At 36.0% G+C, this 7,018-nt stretch carries 6 protein-coding genes; 1 reads left to right on the top strand and 5 read right to left on the bottom strand.

Annotated elements, in window-relative coordinates:
- Positions 1-107 precede the first annotated feature (107 nt).
- Together M899_RS07405 and M899_RS07410 are read right to left on the bottom strand one after the other, a co-directional pair.
- Positions 108-1,247, bottom strand: coding sequence for a hypothetical protein (locus M899_RS07405; protein WP_021270814.1), 1,140 nt, complete (start codon positions 1,245-1,247; stop codon positions 108-110).
- A gap of 178 nt (positions 1,248-1,425) precedes the next feature.
- The gene (locus M899_RS07410) at positions 1,426-2,355 is read right to left on the bottom strand and encodes a hypothetical protein (RefSeq protein ID WP_021270766.1); all 930 of its coding nucleotides are present in this window, start codon (positions 2,353-2,355) and stop codon (positions 1,426-1,428) included.
- 135 nt (positions 2,356-2,490) lie between these two features.
- On the opposite strand from M899_RS07410, the gene M899_RS07415 reads away from it, so the two are divergent.
- Positions 2,491-3,423, top strand: coding sequence for a pseudouridine synthase (locus tag M899_RS07415; RefSeq protein ID WP_034728375.1), 933 nt, complete (start codon positions 2,491-2,493; stop codon positions 3,421-3,423).
- Here M899_RS07415 and trxA read toward each other — a convergent pair.
- The 3 genes from trxA to M899_RS07430 all read right to left on the bottom strand — a co-directional run.
- Complete coding sequence (gene trxA, locus M899_RS07420) at positions 3,371-3,790, bottom strand: thioredoxin (RefSeq protein WP_021270773.1); 420 nt, start codon at positions 3,788-3,790, stop codon at positions 3,371-3,373. The two genes, M899_RS07415 and trxA, sit on opposite strands and share 53 nt — an antisense overlap.
- 48 nt (positions 3,791-3,838) lie before the next feature.
- Complete coding sequence (locus M899_RS07425) at positions 3,839-4,309, bottom strand: response regulator (RefSeq protein ID WP_021270803.1); 471 nt, start codon at positions 4,307-4,309, stop codon at positions 3,839-3,841.
- A gap of 83 nt (positions 4,310-4,392) precedes the next feature.
- Positions 4,393-7,018, bottom strand: a 2,626-nt coding sequence (locus M899_RS07430) for an efflux RND transporter permease subunit (RefSeq protein WP_021270790.1), incomplete at its 5' end; no start/stop codon positions are given.

Below are 7,018 nucleotides of genomic sequence, written 5' to 3' on the forward strand. Positions count from 1 at the left end.
GAAATCTTTTAGAAAAAAGCGGAAAAAAGTTCCAAGAAAAAAATAATAATGGCCGAAATTACTCGGCCATTAATATGAGGGGAGGGAGGGAGAAGTAAGTCTTTTAATTAGAATCCGGCCATGTCCATCGGGTTGCCACCAAAGTTAAAAGCACCACCGATTGAACTTACACCAGGGTATGGGAGTGAGCCCATGTATGGATCAATTCCATAAGTATCTTCGATAATAGAGTATTGTCTTAGTCCTGCGTATCCTTGAGGAAACGTATTCATTCCTTGTTGTTTAAATCCACCCCATGGAGATTGATACATGTCTGTCCATCCATAAGAGTTTTTATTCATGATGCTTTCGAACATTTGTTTTTGCATACTAAGCATCATCATTTGATTAAACATATTATCCGTTTGTTGGAATGGTGAATTAATTCCAACAACATTTGAAAATGGTTGAGCGAATTGTGCCGCTTGCTGCTGTTGTTGCATGGCCATCATCTGCGCAAAAATCATTGCAAGAGCACTTGGATCTTCTTGTTTTTCTTTTTTCTTATCAGATTCTTTGCTCTCTTTTTTCGCTACTTTTTTGTCTTCTTGTTTCTCTTCACGTTTTTCTTCTTTTGCGATCTCTAGTTCTTCGACTTTTTGTGCAACTTTTTCATTTTCAGTAATAAGTTTTTTAATTTCTTCCTCAAGAGATTTATTTTTATCTGCGATACATTTTAGATCGCTAATTTCCTTATCTTTTTCTTCGATTTGTTTTTTCATTTCATCATTAGAAGTTTTTATTTCAGAAATCATGACTTCTAAATCTGATTTTAGCTTTTGAAGTTCTTCTTTTTCCGAAGCAATTTTGTCGATGGCCTTGGCCAACTCATCTGCACGCTGAGTTTGTGCATCAGAGATAATTTTTTGCTCTTCATATAATTTTTTGAGATCTGATTCAGATTCTTCAATTTTTTCATCAACTACTGTAACGAGCTCTTCAGGAGTTCCAACCTTTGAAGGTTCTTCATTTTGACTAAGTTCTTTTTTATTTTTTTCTTTCATTGAGTTGAATATCTCAACTGCTCTAGTTTGAATTTCTTCAAATTTTTGTTTGATGTCATCACGGTGGATGTAGGCCATTATTCCTGCTGTTGCAACGATACTAGCAGGAGCACGTTGTGATTGGATCTTTCTGGCTTCTTGACCAAGATATGATGACGATAATAAGGCAAATGCCAAAACGGCCATGTTCACTGACTTCTTCATAAATCCTCCCCAGGCTTTATGTAATTGTAATGATCTAATATATACAAATGATGTGCCAAGAACTGACATGTATTTTCAGGGCATTGAATATCAATGGAATTCTCAATGTGTAAAAAAGTAGTGGAGTGCCAAACTATTAGACAGTTTGCACTCCACTTCTTTCGCTTGGGGGGAGACGTTATTTTAAGATGTCAAAACTTTCTACAGTGATACTTTCTCTTTTTTGACCAGAGTTTAGACTTGGTCTAATCCCAACATCTGTGGCCACAACATCTTGGGCCATGCGCATTCCCATCACAGGGGCCGATGCATTGGCAGGTTTAAAAAGAGTATTAGTTGCCGCCATTGCCATCATCCTTGAGAAGGAAGGATTCCCTCCAAGTGACGATAGTGGGTTGAAACCAAAGAGGTTAAATGGATTCATTGGCATTTGAATCTGCATTTGCATTTGCATTTGCATCTGCATCTGGTTTTGTAACTGCATTTGCATTTGAGCTTGCATACTTACAAGTTGAAACGGGTTTCCAATATTTAGGCCTTGCTGTGTAGGTGTTGTCCTAAACATGGCAAGAATACTTTCATTTTGTTTAAAGAATTTATCAAATTCATAGGCCAATTTTTTAATTGGATTTTCTTTTGCTTTACAGTCCTTTTGCTCATCGCTTTCACTGCCGATTTCTTCTTTTAATGAAGCAATTTCTTTGGAAGAATCGATTTCTTCGACAGATTTAATAATTCCCTCGTGAATCTCTTTAAGCTCATCTCTTTGAGCTTTCGTAATGGCCACATCTTTAATAAGGGCCTTCTCGAGGTTTTTATTCATTTTTTCGATTTGTTCTTGAACATCTTTAAGCCCATCTAGCTTTGCTTGATTTGATTCTTTAGATTCAAGAATATCTTTTCTTATTTGTTTAATTTTTTTGATGTCTTTGCCAATAGACTCAAAATAATCTAATGACTGATTTACGTTTTCAAAATGCAGGAGGTCTACTTCATAAATAGAGGCAGGTGCTCTATCTTTGTAATCGAATGATTTACCAAAGTAAAACATTGGGGCTGCCGCAAATGTTAAGGTAAACATTGTCAGTGCAATTTTCTTTGTATTCATAATTTCCTCCAAGCAGATGTTTGAGATATATACAAAGTCGATGCCAAATTTTAGACAGTAAAATTCATATCTTTTGAAAATATGTAGTAAAAAAGTGCAAAACTTCTGATAGCATTGGCTAAAGTTTAAACAAATATGTTGATAGTCACTAAAAAATACACTCATACCAAGGCCGAAGTTGTCCTTCTTGTTGAAAAAGAGGAGGAGGGCCAGCGTTTAGATGAATTTGCTATGGGCTATTTAAAGTCTTTATCACGCGAATCCATAAAAAGGATGATCAGAGGTGGTAATATTTCAATTATTTCCAGACAGACAAAGAATGCTCCACATTCGCGAATCGTAGAATCAGACAAAGTAATAATATTTTATATTAATGAAAATAATTTTTTTGATATCAAAAATACTATCGTTTTTGAGAGCGATGACATCGTTGTGATTAATAAACCCGCCGGAATGCTCTCGCACCCTACAGGACGTCACTTATTCAATGCTGCAAGTGTATTAATTGAAGAATACTGTAATCATAAGATCTATCCTGTTCATAGGCTGGATAAAGAAACAAGTGGCCTACTGTGTTTTGCTAAGAACTCTAAAGTGGCCACGAACTTAAGACAATTATTTGATTCAAATCAAGTCATAAAAAAATATTATTTTCTCACGAAAATTTCAGACCAAACTCGCTTATGCGAAGGAGTTATAGATAATAATATTGATACCGATCGATTGAGTTCTATTTCTTTGAAACAAAAAATTGATAAAAGTGGTAAAAAATCAAAAACAGTAATATCCAGCATAGAAACTTTTAAAGATTATATTCTTGGAGTTGCTTATCCAGTGACAGGTCGTTTGCATCAGATACGTGTTCATCTCGCATCGATTGGATATCCTCTAGTTGGGGATACAATTTATAATGATGAGTATTCAGAAGAGCAGTACTGGCTTTATATCAATGAAGGGAATCAGCCTGAATTGAAACTGTTTTGTTTCTATTTGGAGATTCCCAATTTTGTGAGTCTTAAATTAGAGAAACCACACCACTGGCCGATAGGGCGCCAGGTTGACGTTTGATTTCACTTCCTTGATTGAAAATGATTGTTGTGGGAATACTTCTAATTCCAAGCTTTGCACTTAGGGCCTGATTGGTTTCAGTGTTGATTTTTAAAAAGATGGCCTTGTCTGTCATAGTGCTGGCCTTTTCAAATTCTGGCCCATACATCTTACAAGGTCCGCACCATGAGGCCCAAAAATCAACAATGACGGGACGGTCTGCTTTTTTCAAAATTCTCTCTAGAGCACTTGCATCAACTTCAGAAACGAGAGAGTGCATAGGAAGTTCGCTTTGGCATTTACCACAAGTTGGTTTTTTTGATTTTGCTTTTTCGCTATCTACTTGATTTAGAGAATTACATTTTTGACATACAGAAAGTGTTTTCATATTTGCTCCTTCATAGCTAATAGCAAGATGGGAGCAAATAAATGAGTGTCAAGGCTGGGATTTTTTATCGATTTCTTTTGCCATCTCTTGAGCATCATCTAATTGATTTTCCACAAGAAAATGACGTTGATAAACACCTGGTGATTTATATGATTTTACTTTTTCAAGTAGTGGAATAAAGATTTTTTCATCGTAAACTAGATATTCATTAACACCTAGAGCATACGCTTCCATTACTTCCTCATGATCTGAGTTTCTTGACACTAAAATGATTTGTAAATTTTCTTTGGGAACCATTGATCTTATAAGATCGATAGTTTCATTGGCCCCCATATCTGGAAAATTATCTAAGAGAATAATGCTTTTGTAATAAGTGTTTTCGATAAGACTGAGTGCTTGAAAGCCACTATTTGCAAGATCAACCGTAAAACCTTGCATACGAAAACGAGAGGCAAGAGTGTCACGTCTCGCAACTTTTGTATCAACGAGGAGAATATGATTATTTATATCTTTAGGCATATTGATACAATAATTTAGACAGCTGTTCAGTTCAAGAGAAAAAAAAGGCCAGCTTAAATTAGCTGGCCTTTATCCCGAGGTATTTACTCGGAAAAGCTTTCATCTAATTGATAGTCGGGCTCTTTACCAGCGAGAACTCTTTTAAAGAATCTCTTAAATCGATACGTAATCAAGTGAACCGAAGGAACCATGAAGAACGTAAAGAACATTGAACCTATCATACCGCCAATTACTACTGCACCCATAGATGACTTAATCTGATCTGGGTCATAAAGTTGTGGGGCCGTACCGGCAATAATCGCAATAGAAGTCATAAGAATTGGCTTTAGCTTCTCTGAAGCACCAATCCAAAGGGCCTCTGCGATCTCAACACCTTCTTCCAGTTTTTGCTGAGCATACTCAATCATTAAGATCGCGTTGTTAACCGCAAGACCTACAACCATTACAATGGCCATCATCGAACCAATATTAATTGAAAGTTCGAAGAAGTAGAGCATAAGAAATACACCAAGAAATGACGTTAGAATTGATGAACCAATTGAAACAGGGAAAACAAATGAATCAAGTACGGCCACAAGAAGCATGTAAGTTAAAATTACAGCTAGAATAAAGGCCTTACCAAGCTCTTGGTTTGATTCATTTTGGTTTTCAGCGTTACCTGTGTACGCATACTTCACAGTATTTGGGAAATTTGCTTTTTCAAATTGCTCATTAAGCTCATTTGTTACAACACTTGGTGTACCTTTAACAAGATAACCGTTCAATTGAATAATTCTACTCTTGTCTCTTCTCTTGAGAGGAGATGTTGCTTTTGTATATTCAATTTTACCAACTTTTGAAATTGGAAGGAGTCCGTCTTTTCCTAAGATTAGAAATTTATCAAAGTCTTCGATTGATTGCTTAAACTCTGGAGCAAGAGTTACGTTAATATCGTATTCTTCTCCGCCTTCTTTATATGTAGCATCGTCGTTACCATTAACAAGTCCACGAATGACTGTTCCGGCCTCTGAGTTTGTTAGATTTTGCTTAATCATAGACTTTGGATCAGGAGTAAAGCGCACTTCCATTTTAGGCTCTTTGAAAGATGATTCAATTGAGCTGAAATAACCTGTTTTTTCCATAATACGCTTCATTTTGATCGCTGTGTCTTCCATATCTTTGAAACTTGTTCCACGAATATCAATAGTGATATCACCATAGTTTGATGCTGTAGAACTACCACCTGATAGAGTAATTTCAGCTTCAGGAATCATTGCAATTTTAGGAAGAAGATCATCCATTAAAACTTTATAATCACGTGTTCTTTCGCTCTTTGAGATAAGGTTAACAGACAAACGAGCTGTTTCTTCACCATCATATCCAACGTTTGTTAGAACCGATTTTACTTCTGGATATTCTCTTGCTTTTTTCTCGATCATTTTGGCAATTTCTGTCGTTCTCGAAACAGGAGTTCCATCAGGCATCAAAACACTAATGTTGAAAAGGTCCTTATCTGATTTTGGAACAAATTCTCCACCCAGACGTTTAATTGGATAAACTACTGTTAAGAAAATCGCTGTCATAATGATGATTGTCGTGATTGGAAATTTCATCATCATATTAAAGAATCTTTTATATTCTCTTGTTACAGCAGCAAGAATTCTATCTACAAAACCTGAAAGTTTCATAAATGGACTTTTTAATGTTCTAGGGTCTTTAAGTAAAAGAGCACAAAGTGTTGGTGTTAGAGTTACTGATGCAAGAATTGAAAAGAGAGTTGTATAAACAACAGTCATACCAAATTGCAACATGAACTTACCAACAATCCCACCCATAAAAGCTAGGGGAGTGAATACTACAAGGTTTGTACCTGAAGATGCGAATACAGAAAGAAGAACTTCTTTCGTACCATCTACTGATGCGCTGACAGAATCTTTACCCAATAGAAGGTGTTTGTTTACGTTTTCAATAATGATCAAAGCGTTGGCAATGAGTGTCCCTAAACATGTACCAAAAGCAAGAAGAGTCATCATGTTGATAGTGAAGTTTGACATGTCCATTAAGAAAAATGTCGAAATAATGGAAGTCGGGATAACCACGGCCGCGATAATCGCGCCTCTCCAATCACCAAGAAAAGTAAGGAGAATGAGTACTGTTAGGATAACCCCAAGACCAATACTTTTAAGTGTATTAATCGTATCATCTAAAGTTACCTGAGTCGTATCTAGCGCTAGCTCTAGAGTCATACCTTCTGGGAGAGATGCTCTAATATCTTCAAGAGATTTTTTTAGCGTTTTTACGATCTTAACAGCATCACCATCAGAAAGTTTTTTAACATCCAGACCAACGACCTCTTCTCCATTGTAAAGGGCCATCTTTTCAACTCTTTTATAGCTGTCTGTAACTGTTGCAATTTCTTTCAATTTTAGAATTTTACCTTCACGAGATACAATTTCCAGATTGCCGATGTCATTAACATCAGCAAATTCACCTACAAATCGAACGTTAATTTTTGAATCACTTCTGTCAATTGAACCACCTGGAACGTTTAGGTTTTTTCTTGCAATTGAAGAGATTACATCTTGAATTGAAAGATAGTTTTGAATGAGAAGGTTGTTGTCTAGTTCAACATTAATTTGTCTCTCACGGCCACCAAATACGTCAACAGAGGCAACACCATCAATTGAGCTTAGTCTCGACTTTAATGTTTTGTCTGCATATTCATAAAGT

Origin of the sequence: Bacteriovorax sp. BSW11_IV, assembly GCF_000447755.1 — a bacterium.
Taxonomy (GTDB): Bacteria; Bdellovibrionota; Bacteriovoracia; order Bacteriovoracales; family Bacteriovoracaceae; genus BSW11-IV.

Bases quoted from the DNA above. Each gene is read 5' to 3' on its own strand.
- trxA (WP_021270773.1), bottom strand. From the start codon at position 3,790: ATGAAAACACTTTCTGTATGTCAAAAATGTAATTCTCTAAATCAAGTA.
- M899_RS07415 (WP_034728375.1), top strand. From the start codon at position 2,491: ATGTTGATAGTCACTAAAAAATACACTCATACCAAGGCCGAAGTTGTC.
- M899_RS07410 (WP_021270766.1), bottom strand. From the start codon at position 2,355: ATGAATACAAAGAAAATTGCACTGACAATGTTTACCTTAACATTTGCG.
- M899_RS07425 (WP_021270803.1), bottom strand. From the start codon at position 4,309: ATGCCTAAAGATATAAATAATCATATTCTCCTCGTTGATACAAAAGTT.
- M899_RS07405 (WP_021270814.1), bottom strand. From the start codon at position 1,247: ATGAAGAAGTCAGTGAACATGGCCGTTTTGGCATTTGCCTTATTATCG.